This window comes from Streptomyces sp. AA1529, from assembly GCF_000280905.1.
In the GTDB taxonomy this organism is placed as follows: Bacteria; Actinomycetota; Actinomycetes; order Streptomycetales; family Streptomycetaceae; genus Streptomyces.
Genome location: NZ_ALAP01000101.1, coordinates 13,176 through 30,612, shown reverse-complemented (window position 1 = coordinate 30,612; position 17,437 = coordinate 13,176). Strand labels below are relative to the sequence as shown.

The window sequence follows — 17,437 nt, the reverse complement described above, 5'->3', positions numbered from 1 at the left end:
CACCCCGCCCGTTCCCTCCACCTGACGTCACCGCTCACGTCGTCGGGCTGATCGACCCTGCCCTCACACCGCACGACAGACCGGGAGTACGCCGTCGTGGCCACGTTCCTCTACAAACTCGGACGCCTCGCCTTCCGGCGACGGCACCTCGTCGCCCTGTTCTGGGTGGCGCTGCTGGCAGTCGCCGGGATCGGCGCGGCCGGTGCGCCCGCCGCGGGCAGCACCTCGTTCTCGATCCCCGGCACCGAGGCCCAGAAGGCATTCGACCTGCTGGAGCAGCGCTTCCCCGGGAGCAGCGCCGACGGCGCCACCGCCCGCGTGGTCTTCAAGGCACCCGCGGGCGAGAAGATGACCGACCCCGGCAACAAGGCGGCGGTCCAGCAGACGGTCGAGGAGCTCTCCGGCGGTCCGGAGGTCGCCTCCGTCGCCGACCCCTACCAGGCCAAGAGCGTCAGCCGGGACGGCACCACCGCCTACGCCTCGGTGGCGTACGAGTCCTCCGGCATGGAGCTGGCCGACTCCACCCGGGACGACCTGCGGGCGGCCGCCGCGGACGCGCGCGAGACCGGACTGACCGTCGAGGTCGGCGGGGACGCGCTCACCACGACACCGGAGACGGGAGCGACCGAGGTCATCGGCATCGCCGTCGCCGCCGTGGTGCTGATCATCACCTTCGGCTCGCTGCTCGCGGCCGGACTGCCGCTGCTCACCGCGCTGATCGGGGTCGGCACCGGGGTCGCCACGATCACCGCACTGGCCAGCACGCTGGAGCTGGGGTCCACGACCTCCACGCTGGCGATGATGATCGGACTCGCCGTCGGCATCGACTACGCGCTGTTCATCGTCTCCCGCTACCGCGCCGAACTGGCCGAGGGCCGCGACCGCGAGGAGGCCGTCGGCCGGGCCGTGGGCACCGCCGGCTCGGCGGTGGTCTTCGCGGGGCTGACCGTGGTGATCGCACTGGTGGGCCTGGCGGTCGTCAACATACCGATGCTGACCAAGATGGGTGTCGCGGCGGCCGGCACGGTCGCCGTCGCGGTCCTGATCGCCCTGACGATGGTCCCGGCCCTGCTCGGCTACGTCGGCCGCCGGGTGAAGCCCGCGGGCGAGAAGAGCCGGCTGCTGGGCGGCGGACGGGCCGCGCGGAAGGCCGCCTCCGGCGCGGAGCGGCCGAACGCGGGGACCCGCTGGGCGCGCTTCGTCGTGCGCCGGCCGGTGACCGTCCTGCTGCTCGGGGTGGTCGGCCTCGGGGCCGCGGCGATCCCGACGTCCGCGCTGGAACTGGGGCTGCCCGACGACGGTTCGCAGCCGACGTCCACGACCCAGCGCCGCGCCTACGACCTGCTCTCGGAGGGCTTCGGCCCGGGCTTCAACGGCCCGCTGACATTGGTGGTCGACGCCGAGGCCAGCGACGATCCCAAGGGTGCGGTCGCGGCCGTGACCGGGAACGTCAAGGGCCTGGACGACATCGCGGCGGTCACCCCCGCGAAGTACAACCGGGCGGGCGACACCGCGATCGTCACCGTGGTCCCCAGCTCCGAACCGTCGTCCGCGGCGACCGAGAGCCTGGTCCACGGCATCCGCGGCACGGGTCCGGACGTGAAGGCCGGCACCGGCGCCGAGGTACTGGTGACCGGCTCGACCGCGATGAACATCGACGTCAGCCAGAAGCTCGACGACGCACTGGTCCCGTATCTGACCCTCGTGGTGGGCCTGGCGTTCCTGCTGCTGATCGTGGTCTTCCGGTCGATCCTGGTCCCGCTGAAGGCGGCCCTCGGCTTCCTGCTGAGCGTGCTGGCGGCGCTGGGCGCGGTCGTCGCGGTCTTCCAGTGGGGCTGGCTGTCCGGCCTGATGGGCGTCGAGCAGACCGGCCCGGTGATGTCGATGATGCCGATCTTCATGGTCGGTGTCGTCTTCGGACTGGCGATGGACTACGAGGTGTTCCTCGTGACGCGGATGCGGGAGGCGCATGTCCACGGCGAGGAGCCGAGCCAGGCCGTGGTGACCGGCTTCCGGCACGGCGCACGGGTCGTCACGGCCGCGGCGGTGATCATGATGGCCGTCTTCGCCGGATTCATCGGCTCCAGCGAGTCGATGGTGAAGATGATCGGCTTCGGCCTGGCCACCGCGGTCTTCTTCGACGCGTTCGTCGTCCGGATGGCGATCGTCCCGGCGGTCCTGGCCCTGCTGGGCAAGCGGGCCTGGTGGCTGCCCGGATGGCTGGACCGGGCGCTGCCCGACGTCGACATCGAGGGCGAGGGCCTGCGCTCCGCTGCCGACGGCAGCGGAGCGGGTCCGGACGCCGACGACGACCGGGAGCTGGTCCGCACCTGAGATCCGCCGCGGCACCCGGCCGGGAGGGCTCCGTGCAGACGGGGCCCTCCCGGCCTTCCGGTGCGGGAGAGGGTGCGCGGCCACGGTTCGGCGTCGTCCGGCGCGCCGGACACATGTCGAACAGGTGACACCTGCATCCGCGCTGTGCCCGGCCGGTGCGGCACCCGCGTGCTGCTGGGACTTCCGGCGCGGAATCCGCAGTTCGCGATGGGTGCTCGACAGGGCAGCAGGTGCCGCGGGGCCCGCCGGTGGGGACGGCGGAGCGGGACGCCCGCCGGGGCACGGGAAGCGCTCGGCGTCATTCCTTGAACACAAACCGGTCTGGACCAAAGCCTTGACGGGCAGGTCCGACGCACTTACAACAAGTCATCAAGAAAGCCCGCGGCCTGCCGTACACGGACGATTCACGGACGCGCTCCGTCGAGGATTGCTTGTCATGCGCAGGCCCAACGTCCACTCCCCCCACGAAAGGACGGGCTGACGTGAGACTCTCCCGCCGAAGCCGCATCGCCGCGTGCGGCGCCTCCCTGCTGTGCTGCCTCACCGCGGCACTGCTGCCCGGCACGGCGTCCGCCGACGCCGCGGACTCCCGGCACGCCTCCGGCGGCACCCGCGCGGTCGCCTTCGCCGACGAGTTCGACGGCCCCGCGGGCGCCCCGGTCGACAGCGGCAAATGGCAGACCGAGACCGGTGACAACGTCGACAACCACGAGCGCCAGTACTACACGGCGGGCACCGACAACGCCGCACTCGACGGCAACGGACATCTGGTCATCACCGCCCGCAAGGAGAACCCCGGCAACTACCAGTGCTGGTACGGCAGGTGCGAGTACACCTCGGCACGGCTGAACACCGCGGGCCGGTTCACCCAGACCCACGGCCGCGTCGAAGCCCGCATCAAGGTGCCGCGCGGCCAGGGCATGTGGCCGGCCTTCTGGATGCTCGGTGACGACATCGGCAGTGTCGGCTGGCCCGACTGCGGCGAGATCGACGTGATGGAGAACGTGGGCTTCGAACCGGGCACCGTGCACGGCACCCTGCACGGCCCCGGCTACTCCGGATCGGGCGGCATCGGCGCCGGATACACCCTGCCCGGCGGCGAGGCGTTCGCCGACGGCTTCCACACCTTCGCCATCGACTGGTCACCCGGCTCCGTGAGCTGGTCGGTGGACGGTAACGTCTACCAGACGCGCACGCCCGCCGACGTGGGCGGCAACCGCTGGGTGTTCGATAAGCCGTTCTTCCTGATCCTCAACCTCGCCGTGGGCGGCTACTGGCCGGGCGACCCGGACGGCTCCACGAACTTCCCGCAGCAGATGACCGTCGACTACGTGCGGGTCAGCACGGGCGACTAGCCCGCACACCCCCACCCGGTGCCCGCGTCTGCGCACAGACGCGGGCACCTGTGGCGCGCGGGGCCCGGGAGGGACGGCGCTCAGAGGCCGGGCCGTTCGCGTCGTCGCGGACTCCGCCGCGGGGCGGGAACCGTCATTGTCGGGCGGCTGCGCGGGCCACGTCGCCGCGTCCCGGGCCGGCGCCCTGCGAGCCCGGGGCGCAGTCGCACTCCCCCGCTGCGCGCAACCCGCCACCGCACCGCGGAGGCCCTTGGCCACCACGACCGGACAGCCACCCGCCCGGCCACCGGAGCCGGGGAACCAACCCCGGGGCGGGATCGCCTGCGAAGCCGGGCACGGCGCCGCGTCCGGAACCGTCTCCCGGGCATGCCTGGACGAACATCTGAAGGCGACGGCTGAAAGCGTGCGGAGAGCCGTATCCGACCGCGCCGCCGATCGACCCGACCGGCTCGCCGGTGCCGCGGAGCCGGCCGGACGCCGGGGCGATGCGCCACTCCATCGGGCACGCGCCCGGCGTCCGGCCCGGGCCTGACCGGAAACCCCCGGACAGCGTCGCCACGGAGACGCTGTTTGCGCACACTCCCCGGGAACAGCGCCCGGAAGGCGCCGTCCACGCCCTGCCGGCACGCCTCGGGGTCCGACCGGCACCGAGCGCCTCCCGGCAGCCTTGACGCGCCAAGCAGGTCCGTCATCTCTCCCCCCGGCCGGCGCCCTGTCGCCGTAGGCGGGACACGGGGCCCACCAGGGTCCGAGGCAATGTGTTGACGCGCCGTGACGCGCCGCCCATACTGGCGGCCAAATCGATTTGGCCCCTGTGATCCGGCCACCGTCCGGGCCCGGATACGCAGGCGGAACCGAGCGAGCCGAATCCGGAACGGAGCCCAACCGTGTCGCTACGCAACGCTCTTCACCCTGGCCCGGACCCCGCCGCGGCAGGCGCCGCCGGCCCACCGAGACACCCCGTCGACGACCCCCGCCCGGTGCACCGGATGCTGCTGTTCGGCATCCAGCACGTGCTGGTCATGGCCGCCACACCCATCTCCAGCGTCTTCCTGGTCAGCTCGACCCTCCACCTGACCCCGGCACTCACGGCCAACCTGCTGTCCGCCGCCTTCGTGCTCTCCGGGCTCGGCTCGCTGCTCCAGTCCCTGGGCCCCTGGGGCTTCGGGGCACGGCTGCCGTTCGTGATGCTGCCCGGCGGCGCCCCGCTGATCCTCTTCCTCTCCATCGCCGACCAGCACGGCCTGCGCACGGCCTGCGGCGCGGTCATCATCACCGCCGTCTTCTACTTCGTGGTACTGCCGGTCTTCTCCCGGCTGCTGCGGTTCTTCCCCACGCTGGTCATCGGGACGATGATCGTCATCGTCGGCGTGAATCTGGTGAAGGTCGGCGCGCTGCTGGTCACCGGGCGCCCCGGGAGCAGCGACTTCGGCGAGCCGGGCGCCCTGCTGCTCGGCCTGGCCACGGTCGGCTGCACCGCGGCGGCCTACGGACTGCTGCGCGGCACGCTGCGTCAACTCTCCGTGCTGCTCGGTCTGCTGGCCGGTACCGGGCTGGCGGCACTGCTGGGCCGGGTGCATCCGACCGCGGCCGACGGCGGGGCGCTGCTGCACGTACCGGAGCTGATGCCGTTCGGCACACCGCAGTTCAACCTGCTCGCCTCCGTGCCGCTGCTGGTCTACAGCCTCGCCTCGATGGCCGAGGCCACCGGCCAGACCGTGATCAACAGCGAGGCCGTCGGCAAGGAACCGGACGCCCGCCGCGACGCGCCGCGCACCATCCGCGGGGACGCCGTCATCTCGCTGGCCGGCGGCTTCTTCGGGCTGCCGCTGATGGTCACCAGCGGGGAGAACATCGGCATCGTGCGGATCACCGGAGTCCGCAGCCGCTTCGTCACCGTCGCCGCGGGCCTCGTCCTGATCACCATCGGCTTCCTCGCACCCGTGGCCTGGCTCGTCAACGCCATCCCCGCACCGGTCGTGGGCGGCACCGCGCTGGTCGTCTTCGGAGTGATCACCGTGCTGGGGGTGCACATGCTCGGCCGGAGCGGCCTGGACGACCACACCAACACCTTCGTCGTCGCCGTCGCCCTGGCGCTCGGGCTGCTGCCCATCCTGGTGCCCGGTGTGTACGACCACCTGCCCCCGAACCTGCGGATCCTGCTGGAGAGCGGGGTCGCGGTCGGCGCCTTCAGCGCGGCCCTGCTGCACGCGCTCTTCCACCGCGTGCCCTGGCGCACCCGTCCCGCCGCGGAGACGACGGAAGCCCCGGAGACAGCGCACACGGCGGAGGCCACGGACACGGCGGGGACGGACACGGCGGACACGGCGGAGGCCGCGCAGCCGGCGGGCACCGGCGCGACCGCCACCGCCGGGGACGGATCCCCCGCCCGTTGACCTCGCGACCCTCTCCCCGCCGCGGCGTCTGCGGCCCCGGCGCCTCGAACACCTCGGACACCTCGAACACGGACACCTCTACAGCAAGGACACCATGCACCCCCTGCACCTTCCCGCGCCCGGCTCCCTCGCGCGGAGCGACGGCGAGCCCCTGCTGCTGGCCCCCGAAACCGTGCTGCTGCCCGGCGGACCCGCCGCCGAGCACGCGGTCGTCGTGGACGGCGGCGAGTTCACCGCTGTGGGCCCGGCCGCCCGCCTGACCCGGGAATTCCCGCACCTGACGCCGGTCCGGCTGCCCGGCACCGCCCTGCTGCCCGGCTTCGTCGACGCCCACCACCACCTCACCCAGAGCTTCGGCGCCGCACTGGCGTTCGGCGAACCCTCGGAGATCTTCCGCCGGGTGTGGGTACCGCTGGAGGGGGCGCTGGACGAGGAGTCGGCGTACGTGGCCGCGAAACTCGCCGCCCTGGAGGCGCTGCGCGGCGGGTTCACCACCGTCGCCGAAGCCGGGACCCGCGCCCCGGTGGACGTGGACGTCGTGGCGAACGCCGCCCGCGACGCGGGACTGCGCTGTGTGCTCGGGCAGATCTGCAACGACGCCGACCAGAGCGCGGACAGCGGGAGCACCGGCGCGGCCCGGGAGGTGCGGGCCCGGGCGGAGCAGCACCTCGCGCGCTACGCGGGCGACCCGCTGGTGCATCCTTCGCTCGCCGTCTCCATACCGGAAGCGGCGAGCGAGCCGACCCTGCGCGCCATGGCGCACCTGGCCGCCGAAGCCGGAGCGGTCCTGCAGATCCACGTCAACGAGCATCTCGCCGCAGTCGAACGCTCGCTGCTGCGGCACGGTGCGCGGCCCCTGGAGCATCTGCACGAACTGGGCGTGCTCGGCCCCCACCTGCTCGCCGCGCACGCCACCCTGCTCACCCCGCACGAACTCGCCCTCCTGCGCGACACCGGAACCGCCGTCAGCTACAACCCGGTGGCCAGCGCCTGGAAGGGCAACGCCGTGGCACCGGCACTCACCATGGCCGAGGAGGGGATCCGGTTCGGGCTGGGGACCGACGGCACCCGCGGGGACGCCTTCCGGCTGCTCGACGCCGCCGAGACCGCCCAGCGCCTCACCCACGGACTGGCCGCCGGGGACTCCTCCTGCGGCGGCGGCCGGACCTGGCTTGAGCACGGCACCCGGCTGGGCGCCGACGCCGTCGGGCTGGGCGGCGGACCGGGGCCGGGAGCCGGGGGCGTGCGGACGGGGCTGGTGGCCGCGGGTGCCGCCGCCGACTTCCTGCTCGTCGACCTCACCGGGCCGGAGATGTGCCCCTCGCACGACCTGCCCTGGGAACTGGTGCGGCGCGGCAACCGCGACCAGATCAACGCGGTCTTCACCGCGGGGCGGCTGCGTCTGTGGTACGGCCGTCCCGTGGACTGGGACGGTCCGGAACTGGTCGCACGGGCCCGGGAGTCGGCCCGCGCGGTGGTGGACCGGGCACCGGTGGTCCGGGTACACCGGCCCTCGACGGAGGCCGTGCGATGAGCGCGGGCACCGAGGCCGGCGGCGGCGGACGTCACGGCAGGCGACGACACACCCCGGTCGGCGGCGGCCGGCACCGCGCGGTCGGCGGCAGCCGACGACACACCGGCCCGGACGGCCCCGCCCGCGGCCACCGGATCGCGGAGGTGGTCCGATGAGCGGCGAACTCCTCGCGCTGCTGGCGGCGACGGTGGCCGTCGCGGCCTTCGTGCAGGGCGCCGGCGGCCTCGGTTTCGCGCTCATCGTGGCCCCGGTGGCCGGTCTGGTGGACCCGGAACTGCTGCCGGTCTTCCTGCTGGCGTCGATGATTCCGCTCAACCTGTACGTGGCCTGGCGGGAGCGGTCCAGTCTGGATCTGCGCGGGGCCGGCTGGATCACCGGTGCCCGGTTGGCGGCCACCCCGGCGGGGCTGCTGCTGCTCACCGCGATCCCGGAACGCGGCCTCGGCCTGTTCGTCGGAGCCGCGACCGTGCTCGCCGCCCTGGTCAGCCTGGCGGCACCGGAGTTCGCTCCCGGCCGCGGCGCCTATCTGGGCGCGGGACTGGTCACCGGTATCACCGAGACGGCCACGGGGGTGGGCGGCCCGCCGCTCGCGCTGGTGTACCAGCACCGGCCGCCCAGCGAACTGCGCTCCACGGTCGCCGTCTGCTTCCTGGTCGGGGAGATCGCCTCCCTGGCACTGCTGTTCGCGACCGGGCGCGGCCGGGCCGACCATCTCGGCACCGTGCTCTGGGTGCTGCCCGCGCTGGCGGCCGGCGCCGCCCTGAGCCGGTTCGTGCACCACCGGCTCGACGCGCGCCGCCTGCGGCTGGCCGTGCTGGCCTTCGCGCTGGTCTCCGGGCTGGTGCTGATGCTGGGGATCTGAGCGGTCCTAGACGCCGTCGCCGGGCCCGCGGCTGGAGGAGGCACGTGTCACCAGCGTCGGGTCCGGCGCCCGGACGGGAGCGTACGGCGCTTCGTCGCGCAGCCGCCGCAGCAGCAGTTCGACCGCTGCCGCGGCGGCCTGTTCGAGGTGGAGGTCGACAGCCGTCAGCGCCGGTGCGCAGGTCCTGGCCCGCAGGCCGTCGTAGCGGGTGACGATCATGACGTCGTCCGGGACGGTGCGCCCGCTCTCCCGCACCGCCCGTACCGCGCCCACCGCGAAGGCGTCGACCAGTACGCACAGCGCGTCGGTACGCGGATGGTCGCGCAGCAGTGCGGCGACCGCCTCGTAGCCCGCCTGTTCACCCCCGGACTCCTCGGCGACGGCCGTCACCGGTCGCCATCCGTACCGCTCGGCGGCCCGCGCGTAGGCCGCCCGCGCGTCCACCGCGGAGGTCCGGGTTCCGGCAGCCGTGACCAGGGCGGGGTGCCGGGCTCCTTGCCGGGAGAGGTGGTCCAGCAGCAGTGCGGCGACCGCCTCGGCGTTGAGGTCGACATAGGGTTCGCCGTCGGCGCCCGGCGGGCGGCCCAGCGCCACACACGGCAGCCCGCGCCGGGTCAGCTCGGCGACGACCGGGTCCGACTCCCCGGGTTCCACGACGATCGCACCGTCGACGTCCACCGTCGCCAGCCCGGCACCCGACTCGCCCGGCGGCAGCAGCACCAGCGCGAAGCCGTGCGCGAGTGCGTGCTCGGCGGCGGCCGCCGCGACCTCCATGTAGAACCCGAGCCGGGAGGGTCCCCCGGCCACCGCCAGGGGCATCGAGGACAGCAGCGCGATGGTCTTGGCCTCGCCGCGGCGCAGCCGCTGGGCCCGCAGATTCGGACGGTAACCCAACTCCTCGGCCACGCGTCTGACCCGCTCGCGGGTGCGGGGGTCGACCTTGCCCAGCCCGTTGAGCGCGTGCGAGACCGTGGTGCGGGAGACGGAGGCGGCCCGCGCGACATCGGCGATCGTCGGCTGACGCGGTGCGGAACCCGGGCGGGGGCTGGCCATCGGTGCGAGAACTCCTCACGGTCTGGGTAGGGCCTCAGTCTCCCTGATCGGCTGCCGCGGTGGTACGCCCTCCCGGCCGGAACTGCACGGTGCGCCGTCGACGGCGGGGAGCGCTGCGCCGCCCGGCGGGCGGTGGGGGCGACGGGGCGTCAGGGGCTCGAGGGTGCAGTGTGCAAGAACGGATGGGCGAGGACAGGCGGGCGAGCCCCCTGACGGAGTCTCATTCCAGATGTAACGAAACACACAGGCCGCGACGTCATTAATCAGACAAGCTGCCTGTTTCTTCCGGCCGTCGGGGTCCCGCCCACGGACCCCGCCGGGCCGCGCACCGGCACGGCCCGGCCGGCCCCCGGCGCACGTGCTCTGACCTCCGGCGACGCCACGCGCCGGGAGCGGGTGAGGCCGGCCGGCCACCGGATCCGGCGGGCCATCACCGGGTAGGCGGGGCGCAGGAACCCGGCCAACCCCGCGCACCGGATGCCTCCGCCCGCAGCCGCGGCCCGGAGCGCGGCCGTTGCCGCAGCGGGGCGGGAATGGAACCGGACCCTACCCTTACGAGAGGCGAGAATCGGTCCCGGACGGCAAGGATCCGACCCGCCCCACCCGGATGCGGGAGGCGCCTTCCTCATGACCGTGCATGTGACAGCCAAATAGGAAACCCGAATATGGCCGGATTCGCCTCCCGAGTCCTTGACCATGAAATTGTCACCCGGATACGTTTCCGTCACATGCATAGACTCCATACGACCCCTGCTGCGGGAACGGCGCCTCGGCGGCGGGGAATCCAGGTGTCATTCCGCGCGTAATATGAAGCGCCCGGCAGGGCTGCTCACGCGGGGCGAGCGCCCCAGGAATCGCACCCGAAAACGCTTCGGTGCCCACTGTGTCGTTTTTCAAACCGCGAACGGGGTGATGGAACTGTGGACGTTGAAGTTCTCGGGCATGTTGCGCTGAGGACCTGGGGCAGCACCAGGACGCCGAGCGCACCCAAGGCCAGGCAGGTGCTCGCCCTCTTACTCGTCAACGCGAATCGGCTGGTCAGCACCGATGCGCTGATCGAGGAACTGTGGGCCGAGCGGCCTCCCCGGAGCGCACTGAGCGCACTGCAGACGTACATATTTCAGCTTCGCCAAATGCTGGGGGAGCTCCTCAAGAATGCGTCCCCGAAGGATGTACTGGTCACCACGCCAAATGGCTATGAATTCCGTATCGCACCGGAGAAGGTAGACCTCCAGCGCTACGAAAAACATCGCCTGGCCGGGCAGCACGCCTTTCAGTCGGGCGATCATCCGGCGGCCGTGGAACAGTTCCGCGCAGCGCTGAACATCTTTGCCGCGCCGCCGCTGGCCAACGTACGGCGGGGATTGCATCTGGAGGCGGAGATCGTGCGGCTGGAGGAGAGCCGCAGCGGCGTCCAGCAAACCCGGATCGAGGCGGAACTCGAACTCGGCCGGCATCACGAGGTGCTCAGTGAATTGAGCGGCCTCGCGTCCCAGTACCCGCAGCACGAGGGATTCCACCGCCAACTGATGCTGGCGCTCTACCGCTGCGGCCGGCGTCCCCAGGCGCTCAAGATCTTCAACCAGCTCCGGCAGTCGCTGGTGACCGAACTGGGCCTGGAACCGTCCCGGGAGTTGCAGACGCTGCAGCAGGCGATCCTCTCCGCGGATCCGCGGCTGGACAGCGCACGCTCGACCCCGTTCCCGGGACGGACCAGCGATCCCCCGCCGCTGCGGCTGAAATGGCCGGCCGCCAACCCCTGGAAGGCGTGACCGGCCGCGGCGGCCGGCACGCGCGCTGCCGCCCCCCGCGGGCCGGGCGCTTCTCCCGGCCCGCGGACTCCGGCCGGAGGGTCAGGTCCGGGGCAGGTCGTCCCGGTGGACCTGCCGGTGCCTGATGAACAGCCGCCCGGACTGCCGCACCAGCTCGTCCTGGCAGGTGCAGACGAACTCCAGCTCCGGGGCGCCACCGACGACGGTCCTGCTGATCAGCGCGTACATCCGGGCGACGAGCACTCCCGAGGCGTCCTCGTCGACCTCCAACGTGGTGACGCAGTGGCGGCGCAGGACGCCCTTCTCCTCCAGCTGCCGCGCGGCCGCCGCCGCGTTCCGGGCGATCTCGTCCCGGCCGCGCTGCGGTTCGGCCCGCGCGTTGGTGGCGAACACCGCGTCCGGGATGAAGTCGCCCGTCCAGTCCGCCACCCGGCCCTCGTCCATGGCGCGCATGTGCCGGCCGTAGAACTGCTGCACCTGGACGAACAGCGCACCGGCCACCGGACTCTCCTCCACCTCGTGCGGGACCTGGGTCGTCAACGCTTCCTCCTCCGCCTCGGCTCGCACTGCTCCTGCTCGCAGCGACCGTTCCAGGCCGCTCTCCACGCCCGGTAAAGCGCGGGGCTCGCCCCGGGCAACGGCCGAGACCGTGCGGTGACCCCCCGTTGCTCCGCGCACGAGCCGCCGCTGGTGCCCTGTCCCAGGACCAGCGGTGGCGCCGGCCACCACCTGACGCGACGGAGGCCAGCAGCATGGAACCGGCCCCTCAGGCCCAGACCGCACCGATTCCCGCCGCTCGGGGTCCCCGGACGGTGCCGCGGTGGCAGAACCTCGCCGAACTCGTCCGGGAGGCGGCCCGGCTGTACGGGGACAGGGAGTTCCTGCGCTGCGGCGGTGACACGCTCACCTTCCGCGAGGCCGACGAGCGCACCGACCGGCTGGCCGCGGCACTGCTCGCGCACGGGGTGGAGCCCGGGGACCGGATCGCGCTCCTGATGGAGAACTCCGCCGACTGGCCGCTGTGCTGGCTCGCCGCCGTCAAGGCCGGTGCCGTCACGGTGCCGGTGAACAGCCGCTGCGGCGCGTCCGATCTGGCCCATCTGCTCACCGACTCCGGGGCCGCGCTGCTGCTGGCCTCGGAGGCCTGCGCCGGCCTGGCCCACCGGGTCGGCGCAGGCCTCCGGCAGCGCTGCGCGGTCCGTACGGTGCGGGAACTGGCCGCCGCGGCGGTGCGCTGCCCCGGCGGCCGGGTGCCGGGCGCGGGGCGGTGGCATTCCGACGACACGGTCAACTTCCAGTACACCTCCGGCACCACCGGCTTCCCCAAGGCGTGCGTGCTCAGCCACGACTACTGGCTGCGCACGGCCTGGGGGATCGCCGCCGCCTCCGGCCTGGGCGCCGACGACGTGGTCCTGACCGCGCAGGCGTTCTCCTATGTGGATCCCCAGTGGAAGGCCGTGATGTGCCTGATGCACGGCATCCCGCTGGTGGTGCTGGAACGGTTCTCCGCATCGGGCTTCTGGCCCGCGGTCCGGAAGCACCGGGCCACCGTCACCTACGTGCTGGGCAGCATGCCGATGCTGCTGCACAAGCAGCCGCCCACTTCCGGCGACCGGGACCACGCCATGCGCCTGGTGCTGTGCTCCGGCATTCCGCGCGAGCTGCACCGCCCCTTCGAGGAGCGCTGGGGCGCGGCCTGGCGCGAGGTGTACGGCTCCACGGAGAGCGGACTGGATCTGATCGTGCCGCCGCACGACGCGGCCTGTACGGGCACCGGCGGGCTGGGCTGCCCGCCGCCCGGCAAGGAGGTCATGGTCGCCGACGAGCGGGGCAACCCGGTGCGGCCGGGCCGGACCGGCGAGATCCTGGTCCGCGGCAGGCCCATGATGCGCGAGTACTGGAACAGCCCGCAGAGCACCGGGCGTGCGTTCCGCGGCGGCTGGTACCGCACCGGGGACCTGGGCTGCACCGGCCCGGACGGGGACATCCGCCATGCCGGGCGGCTGAAGGACGTGATCCGGCGCGGGGGTGAGAACATCGCGGCGGCGGAGGTGGAGAGCGTCCTCGAAGCGCATCCGGCCGTGCTGGGAGCCGCCGTCGTCGGCATCCCCGACGAGCTGTTCGGCGAACTGCCCAAAGCGTTCCTGCTGCTGCGCGACGGCTACCGCCCCACCGGGGCCACGGTCCGCAGCGTCCTGGCGCACACCCGGCGGCAGCTGGCGAAGTTCAAGGTGCCGGCCTATCTGGAGTGCGTCGAGAGCTTCCCGATGACGCCCTCGGCACGGGTCCGCAAGAGCCGGCTGCTGCGCCCCGGCACGGACCAGCGCAGCGGTGCGTTCGACGCGGCGAAGGACTCCTGGACATGAGCGGCGTGAGCGGCGTGGTGCGGCTGCGCAGCCCGGAGGAGCTGGCGGTCGCGGTCCGGGACGATGTCGCCGTACTGACCCTGAGCCGTCCGGAGAAGCTCAACGCCCTCTCCCGGGACATGCGCCGCGATCTGGCCGGACTGCTGCGGTACTACGGCGACGGCCGTCTGGTGCGCGGAGTGGTGGTCACCGGCCGGGGGCGGGCCTTCTCGGCCGGGATGGACCTGCGCGAGGCGACCGCCGGGCAACTCGACCTGCCGGCCGAGATGGATCTGTTCAACGACGTCTCGCGGGCCGCGCTCGGCGCCGAGGTCCCGGTGGTGGCCGCCGTCAACGGCCTGGCCGTGGGCGGGGCGGGCGAGCTGGCGCTCAGCTTCGACGCCCGCGTCGCCGCGCCCTCGGCGGGCTTCGTGTGGCCGGAGAACGGTGTCGGACTCACCGTCTCCAACGCCGCCAGCCTTTTCCTGCCCCGGCTCGCGGGCGCCTCCCGCGCCCTGGACCTGCTGCTGAGCGGAGCCCGCGTCGATGCCCGGCAGGGACGCGGCCTCGGCCTCTTCGACGACGTCGTGGAGACCGACGCGCTGGTGCCCGCCGCTGTCGGGCTGATCCACCGGTGGAATCCGCCGGGCTCGTCCACCGCCGCACATCTGCGGCTGCTGCGGCCCTCTCCGCACCAGGTGGAGGAGGCGATGGCACGCGAGAGCGCAGCCGTGCGGCAGGTGCAGGCGAGCGGGATCGCCCGGGCGGGGCTGGCCAGGGCGCTGGCGGGTCCCGCGGGATGACCCGCGGCCGCAGCGAGGCCCGGGCGCGGCGGGGCCGCGGGCACGGTGCCCGCGGCCCCGCCGGTCCGCGCGGACGCGTCAGTCGGACACTTCGACGACGAGCGCCGCCGCGGTGTCGCCCGCCGCGCAGCCGGTGAACAGCCCCAGGCCGCCACCGCGCGCCCGCAGGACGTGTGCGAGCTCGGTGATCGTCCGCAGACCGGTCGGGCCCTGCGGGTGTCCGAAGACGAGGCTGCTGCCGGTCGTGTTCATGGCCTCCGGCGGTATCCCGGTCTCCCGGGCGAAGTAGAGGTCGTTCACCGCGAAGGGGTTGTGCGTGTGGACGGCGTCCATCGACTCGCACTTCAGCCCGGCGGCGTCCAGCGCCGCGCGGGCGGCCGGTACGAGCGCCTTGGGCATCCGGGCCGGTTCCACCCGGGCGTGGCCGGACGCCACCAGCCGCACGACCGGGCCCCCGCCGGCGAGTTCGCGGGCCCGCGGCACCGTGGTCACCAGCGCGCCCGCGGTGCCGTCCGCGGGGTGGGTCTGCGCGGCGGCGGTGTGTGTGCCGCCCGTGCGGACGGGCGGCAGTTCGCCGGCGGCCTCGGAGGAGACGGTCCGTATCCCCTCGTCGGCCGCCAGCCGTACCGGCCCGTGCTCGGCGTCCTCGGCCTCGACGGCGATCATCCAGGCGCGCTGGAAGGCACGGTCGTCGGCGAGCGCGGCGGTGTACTGCTCCGAGCGCAGCACGGCGAGGGCGTCCAGCTCCCCGCGGGTGAATCCGCACTCGGCCGCGACGGCCTCGGCGGTGGCCAGCATGCTGCGGCCGGTGACCGGATCGCGGGAGAAGCTGTCCCGCACCCAGTTCTCCCGCACCGGGCCGCGCTCGGACCCGGCCGCGGGCCAGGCCAGCTCCGGGCCGTTGCTCGTCCGGTCCGCGGTGACCACCAGTTGCGGACCGGTCCCGGCCGACACCGAGGCGGCGGCCTGGTGCAGTGCCGCGACGGAGGTGGCACACGCCTGGCTGAGCATCGGGCCGGAGACACCCGGCATGTCCAGCCGGGCCGCCAGCGTCGTGGCCCCGTAGAAGATCGCGGGCTGCGGAACCGTCCAGCCCAGCACCAGGCCCTCGACGGCGGCACGGTCCACACCGCGCTCCGACAGCGCCCGGTCGGTGACGGCCACCGCCGCGTCCAGGCTGGAGATCCGGGACAGCGCGCCGCCCCAGCGGGCGAAGGGAGAGGACCACAGCGCCCGCAGCGGGACGGCCGCATCCCGGTAGACGGCTGCCGAGGTCATGCGCCCGGCCTCTCGCGCGGAAGGTCGTCCGGCGCCTGCGTACCGGTCCGTGCGCTGTCCGCCGCCCGGGCCGCGAACAGCGCCACGCTGCCGCGCACTTCGATCCAGTGGCTGGTGAAGTTCTCCTCCAGCGCCCGGTGCAGCCAGCGCACGCTGTCGTGCTGGTTGTGGAAGGAGCCCTGGCGCTGGTACAGGAGGTTGAAGCGGCGGGAGAGGGCGGTGTGCCTGACGCCCCCGGACAGCACGGTGCTGCCGAACAGCACGCCGCCGGGCGCGAGTTCCCGGCTGAGGTGCTTGAGGACGAGTTGCTTGCCACCGGGCGGCCGGGGCAGGCAGTGCAGCACGTAGTTGCAGGCGATGGACGTGAATCCGCCGGCACCGAGTCCGGACAGCGGCTCCAGCAGGTCGGCCTGCACGCACCGCGGGGTGTAGCGGCGCAGGCGGTGGGCGGCGAACCGCAGCGGGTCGGGGTTGAGGTCGAGCAGGGTCAGTTCGGGATCGCCGCCCGGGGGGAAGCGGCAGTGGTCCAGGTAGTAGCCCGAGCCCGGACCGACCTCCAGGTGGCGGGAGGTGATCCACTCGTTGTAGTGGTCGAGCAGCCGGTCCTTGGGGCAGCGCCAGAGCACCCGGTTCGAGGCGTGCACCACGACGGCGTCGTACAGCCGCAGCCGCCGGTGCTCGTAGTAGGGCTGGCCCTCGAACCCGAACGCGGAGGACTCGGGGGATACATCGATGGTCATACGGGGGTTCCCTCTCCGGACGGCGGATCGAGGCGTCAGTGGCTTCCCAGTCCGCCGCAGACGTTGAGCGCCTGCGCGGTCACCGAGGCGGCGGCCGGGCCTGCCAGGTAGCGCACCATGCCGGCCACCTCCTCGGGTGTGGAGTAGCGGCCGATGGGGATCTTGGACTGGAACTCGGTGAGCACCTGCTCCTCACTGATCCGGTTGAGCTCGGCGTAGCTGGTGCGTACCTCCTGGGCCATGGGCGTCTCCACATAGCCGGGGCACACCGCGTTCACGGTCGGGCCGCCGGCCAGGGCCAGTTCCTTGGCCAGCGCCTTGGTGAAGCCGATGACACCGGCCTTGGCGGCGGAGTACGGGGCGCCGTAGGGCACCCCCTGCTTGCCGCCCGTGGAGGCGATGTTGATGATCCGCCCGGTCGGCTGCTTGATGGCCTCGCTGGCCCGGACGACCTCGCGCGTCACCCAGAACACGCTGTTGAGATTGGTGTCCATGACATCCAGCCACAGCTCGTCGGGAATCGCGGCCGTCGCACCGCCGCCGCTGCGACCGGCGTTGTTGACCAGGATCCTCGGCTCGCCGTGCTCCTCGGCGCACTGCTCCACCATGGCGTGGACCGCGCCGCGGTCCCGTACGTCGCAGGCGTAGCCGGCCACGTCGAACCAGTCGTCCTCCATCTTCAGCGACCTGACGGCCGTGTCCAGCTTGCCGGTGTCGCGGCCGGTGACGACGACCTTGAGCCCGTCCTGCAGCAGAGCCTGCGCGATGGCCAGACCTATGCCGCTGGTGCCCCCCGTGACCAGGGCGACGCTCGGGGACTCGGTGTGTGCGGGCATGGCGAAGCCCTCTCCCTTCGTCGGGGCGGCCGGAGTGTGCCGGCCCGACAGCGAGACTCCGGGCACCCGATGCAGCGCCGGTCCAGGCCCGCGCAACAGGGCCACCGGGGCCCGGCAAGCCGCGCTGGA

14 protein-coding genes are annotated in these 17,437 nt (G+C 73.2%); 9 read left to right on the top strand and 5 right to left on the bottom strand.

Translation table 11 applies throughout. The annotated features are described in order from the left end of the window. The first annotated feature begins 96 nt into the window (after window positions 1-96). The 6 genes from A949_RS0129810 to A949_RS0129785 all read left to right on the top strand — a co-directional run bounded on the left by A949_RS0129810 (window position 97) and on the right by A949_RS0129785 (window position 8,481). Entirely contained in the window at window positions 97-2,334 is a 2,238-nt protein-coding gene (locus A949_RS0129810) for an MMPL family transporter (RefSeq protein ID WP_019359723.1), read from the top strand. Window positions 2,335-2,816: 482 nt separating this feature from the next. Continuing rightward, a complete protein-coding gene (locus tag A949_RS0129805; protein ID WP_019359722.1) occupies window positions 2,817-3,689 on the top strand; it encodes a glycoside hydrolase family 16 protein in 873 nt (290 codons plus the stop codon). A 989-nt stretch (window positions 3,690-4,678) separates the two neighbouring features. Continuing rightward, entirely contained in the window at window positions 4,679-6,085 is a 1,407-nt protein-coding gene (locus A949_RS0129800) for a solute carrier family 23 protein (protein ID WP_019359721.1), read from the top strand. A 94-nt stretch (window positions 6,086-6,179) separates the two neighbouring features. Next, entirely contained in the window at window positions 6,180-7,619 is a 1,440-nt protein-coding gene (locus tag A949_RS0129795; RefSeq protein WP_019359720.1) for an amidohydrolase family protein, read from the top strand. Continuing rightward, window positions 7,616-7,774, top strand: a complete 159-nt coding sequence (locus tag A949_RS38350) for a hypothetical protein (protein WP_019359719.1) — start codon at window positions 7,616-7,618, stop codon at window positions 7,772-7,774. Before A949_RS0129795 ends, A949_RS38350 begins: the two co-directional genes overlap by 4 nt. Further along, window positions 7,771-8,481 (top strand): sulfite exporter TauE/SafE family protein, encoded by a 711-nt coding sequence (locus A949_RS0129785; RefSeq protein WP_019359718.1) that lies wholly within the window; start codon window positions 7,771-7,773, stop codon window positions 8,479-8,481. The genes A949_RS38350 and A949_RS0129785 overlap by 4 nt, the downstream gene beginning before the upstream one ends. Window positions 8,482-8,487: 6 nt before the next feature. On the opposite strand, the gene A949_RS0129780 is transcribed toward A949_RS0129785, so the two are convergent. Then, complete coding sequence (locus tag A949_RS0129780) at window positions 8,488-9,534, bottom strand: LacI family DNA-binding transcriptional regulator (protein ID WP_019359717.1); 1,047 nt, start codon at window positions 9,532-9,534, stop codon at window positions 8,488-8,490. 920 nt (window positions 9,535-10,454) lie between these two features. Between A949_RS0129780 and A949_RS36965 the strand changes: the two genes are divergently transcribed. Further along, window positions 10,455-11,306, top strand: coding sequence for an AfsR/SARP family transcriptional regulator (locus A949_RS36965; protein ID WP_078534808.1), 852 nt, complete (start codon window positions 10,455-10,457; stop codon window positions 11,304-11,306). An 81-nt stretch (window positions 11,307-11,387) separates the two neighbouring features. Here A949_RS36965 and A949_RS0129770 read toward each other — a convergent pair whose 3' ends face one another. Beyond that, the gene (locus A949_RS0129770) at window positions 11,388-11,846 is read right to left on the bottom strand and encodes a nuclear transport factor 2 family protein (protein WP_026005162.1); all 459 of its coding nucleotides are present in this window, start codon (window positions 11,844-11,846) and stop codon (window positions 11,388-11,390) included. Between the two features lie 212 nt (window positions 11,847-12,058). On the opposite strand from A949_RS0129770, the gene A949_RS0129765 reads away from it, so the two are divergent. Both A949_RS0129765 and A949_RS0129760 read left to right on the top strand, forming a co-directional pair. Further along, the gene (locus A949_RS0129765; protein WP_019359713.1) at window positions 12,059-13,672 is read left to right on the top strand and encodes a class I adenylate-forming enzyme family protein; all 1,614 of its coding nucleotides are present in this window, start codon (window positions 12,059-12,061) and stop codon (window positions 13,670-13,672) included. Further along, the gene (locus tag A949_RS0129760) at window positions 13,669-14,454 is read left to right on the top strand and encodes an enoyl-CoA hydratase/isomerase family protein (protein ID WP_019359712.1); all 786 of its coding nucleotides are present in this window, start codon (window positions 13,669-13,671) and stop codon (window positions 14,452-14,454) included. Before A949_RS0129765 ends, A949_RS0129760 begins: the two co-directional genes overlap by 4 nt. 78 nt (window positions 14,455-14,532) lie before the next feature. Here the strand turns inward: A949_RS0129760 and A949_RS0129755 are convergent, their stop codons facing one another. Genes A949_RS0129755 through A949_RS0129745 form a run of 3 tightly spaced genes read right to left on the bottom strand, consistent with a single transcriptional unit; the run spans window position 14,533 to window position 17,308 of the window. Continuing rightward, window positions 14,533-15,732, bottom strand: coding sequence for a thiolase family protein (locus A949_RS0129755; protein ID WP_019359711.1), 1,200 nt, complete (start codon window positions 15,730-15,732; stop codon window positions 14,533-14,535). Next, window positions 15,729-16,472, bottom strand: coding sequence for a class I SAM-dependent methyltransferase (locus A949_RS0129750; protein WP_019359710.1), 744 nt, complete (start codon window positions 16,470-16,472; stop codon window positions 15,729-15,731). Before A949_RS0129750 ends, A949_RS0129755 begins: the two co-directional genes overlap by 4 nt. 35 nt (window positions 16,473-16,507) lie before the next feature. After that, entirely contained in the window at window positions 16,508-17,308 is an 801-nt protein-coding gene (locus A949_RS0129745; RefSeq protein WP_019359709.1) for an SDR family NAD(P)-dependent oxidoreductase, read from the bottom strand. Between the last annotated feature and the right edge of the window lie 129 nt (window positions 17,309-17,437).

Coding starts and splice junctions, on each gene's coding strand:
- A949_RS0129800 (WP_019359721.1), top strand. CDS start 4,679: ATGCTGCTGTTCGGCATCCAGCACGTGCTGGTCATGGCCGCCACACCC.
- A949_RS0129795 (WP_019359720.1), top strand. CDS start 6,180: ATGCACCCCCTGCACCTTCCCGCGCCCGGCTCCCTCGCGCGGAGCGAC.
- A949_RS38350 (WP_019359719.1), top strand. CDS start 7,616: ATGAGCGCGGGCACCGAGGCCGGCGGCGGCGGACGTCACGGCAGGCGA.
- A949_RS0129785 (WP_019359718.1), top strand. CDS start 7,771: ATGAGCGGCGAACTCCTCGCGCTGCTGGCGGCGACGGTGGCCGTCGCG.
- A949_RS0129780 (WP_019359717.1), bottom strand. CDS start 9,534: ATGGCCAGCCCCCGCCCGGGTTCCGCACCGCGTCAGCCGACGATCGCC.
- A949_RS0129765 (WP_019359713.1), top strand. CDS start 12,059: ATGGAACCGGCCCCTCAGGCCCAGACCGCACCGATTCCCGCCGCTCGG.
- A949_RS0129760 (WP_019359712.1), top strand. CDS start 13,669: ATGAGCGGCGTGAGCGGCGTGGTGCGGCTGCGCAGCCCGGAGGAGCTG.
- A949_RS0129755 (WP_019359711.1), bottom strand. CDS start 15,732: ATGACCTCGGCAGCCGTCTACCGGGATGCGGCCGTCCCGCTGCGGGCG.
- A949_RS0129750 (WP_019359710.1), bottom strand. CDS start 16,472: ATGACCATCGATGTATCCCCCGAGTCCTCCGCGTTCGGGTTCGAGGGC.
- A949_RS0129745 (WP_019359709.1), bottom strand. CDS start 17,308: ATGCCCGCACACACCGAGTCCCCGAGCGTCGCCCTGGTCACGGGGGGC.